The sequence below is a fragment of the Streptomyces sp. NPDC001393 genome (assembly GCF_053597455.1).
Genome location: NZ_JBSFIH010000155.1, coordinates 1 through 1534 on the forward strand (window position 1 = coordinate 1; position 1534 = coordinate 1534).

The window sequence follows — 1534 nt, forward strand, 5'->3', positions numbered from 1 at the left end:
GCGGCGAGGCCCACCGAGGCGAAGAGTGCCAGCTGGGTGGTGAGCAGCAGGCCGACCCGCCCGCTGACGGCCCGCCAGCTCTGCCTGGCCAGCCGCGGCCACCACCACACCGTGCAGACGAACAGCAGCACGGCGAGGACGATCGCCAGCATCAGCACTTTGTTGCTCGTGAGACCCATGAACTGTTTTCCTGACTACGCTTTCCGCCCGGCGCCGCCCACGCGTTGCATTGCGACGGCTTGCCCGGGGCTCATATGTGCAAAAGTGCAAGGGCTGCGGAGCACAGTGATTTCTGGTCGGTTCAGTGTCCGGCGGGCGGCTGGATGTAGTCCTCCAGGCGGGCCACCGCGAAGCCCTGTTCCTGGATGCGCCTGAGCAGATTCGCGAACATCTCCGTCATGGTGGCGCCCTTGAGCTCCGCGGGGCCGCGGAAATGAGCGAGGATGATGTCACCGGGACGCAGCTTCTTGCTCGGGTCTTGGTACTGCAAATTGCGTACCTGCATGGACTCACGCCACCAGACGATCGCGCGCGGCCCGCATGCGCCCACCGCGATCTTGGTGTTGCTGTTGTACGCCCCGTAGGGCGGCCGGAAGAGCAACGGGGCGGTGCCGAACTGCTGGGTGAGGATCTTCTGGTCGCCGCACACCTCTTGCTTCTGGCGGGCCAGTGGGATGGTGTTCATCGCGGGGTGGTGCAGGGTGTGGTTCTGGATGTGGTTGCCCATCGCCTGCAGTGGCTTGAAGTACCCGTAGTCCGACTTGATGGCGTCGTTCATCAGGAACATCGTGATCGGGATCTTCAGGTCCCGCATCATCTCGATGAACCTGGGGTCCTTCTCCAGTCCGTCGTCGACGGTGATGAAGACGACCTTCTGGGATGTCGGTACGTGCGCGAAGACCGGGACCGGGCCGGTCGCGGACAGTTTGATGGGTTTGTCCGCCGGGGGCTCGGGAGCCGGGGGCAGCGGCGTCAGGCCCCACTTCTGCCAGGCGGCAGGCTCGGCCGCGACGTGCGACGCGGTCCCGGGCGTGCCGCCGACGGTCGCCGACGCCGACGAGGTGGTCGCCGGATCAGTCGCGTTGCCGCCGCTCGTGCTGCAGCCGCCCACGGACAAGGCCAGTAGCACGCTTGCCAGCGGCGCGTAGAACCTGCCGCCTGTGTTGCGTCGCTTCACCGCACCGGTCTCCTGACTGCAAAGCTGACCATGACTCTGATGGGAAGGTAACCGCGGCATGAAAGGCGAAGTTCAGTAGCATGAAAGGCGAAGTTCAACGGAGGGTGAGAAAAGGACCAAGGCCGACATCGCCCCCGGCACCATGCGGGCCATCACAGCCGACAGTCATGACGGCCCGGATCAGGTGGAGACGCCGCAGGGTGCGCGGCCTTACCGCCGTACGAACTGGGTCTCGGCGGCACTGACGTCCGTGATCGGCATTGGTGGCGGGCGGCGGGCGGTGTCGCTGACCTTGATCAGGACGGCGACGAGCAGCCAGTTGGCGACCATGGACGAGCCGCCCTGGGCGAGGAAGGG

General features: G+C 65.9%; 1 protein-coding gene and 1 pseudogene. Both read right to left on the reverse strand.

Annotation, left to right across the window (positions count from 1 at the left end; all coding sequences use genetic code 11):
- Positions 1–179, reverse strand: a pseudogene (locus ACWC2T_RS46010) (esterase); the annotation flags it as partial.
- Between the two features lie 122 nt (positions 180–301).
- Positions 302–1177 (reverse strand): polysaccharide deacetylase family protein, encoded by an 876-nt coding sequence (locus ACWC2T_RS46015; protein WP_450676242.1) that lies wholly within the window; start codon positions 1175–1177, stop codon positions 302–304.
- Positions 1178–1534: the final 357 nt, after the last annotated feature.